A 258-nucleotide genomic window follows, 5' to 3' on the forward strand; every position below is an offset into this window, starting at 1 on the left:
GCGCGACATGGTGGCGCGCATGCTGGTCGCGGCGGATGTGGTGGATGCCGCCGACATCCCGGCCGGCTGGCGGCAGCCCGACGCCGCGCAGCGGGTGCTGGAAGTGACCGACGCGGTGGTGGCGCCGTCGATGGACGTGAGCTTCGCGCAGCCCTGGCAGGGCCTGGAGACGCTGGAAAAGGCGGGATCGGTGATCGGCTGGGCCGACGGCCGGGCGATCGTTTCGCCTTATGACCGCTGCACGCTGGTGATGCCGTC

General features: G+C 71.7%; 1 protein-coding gene. It reads left to right on the top strand.

Annotated features, from left to right (window positions below):
* Nucleotides 1-19 precede the first annotated feature (19 nt).
* On the top strand, nucleotides 20-258 hold a 239-nt coding region (locus R0J88_RS21390; RefSeq protein WP_410901084.1), incomplete at its 3' end, for a hypothetical protein.

Source organism: Pseudoalteromonas sp. SIMBA_162, assembly GCF_046535955.1.
Taxonomy (GTDB): Bacteria; Pseudomonadota; Gammaproteobacteria; order Enterobacterales; family Alteromonadaceae; genus Pseudoalteromonas; species Pseudoalteromonas marina.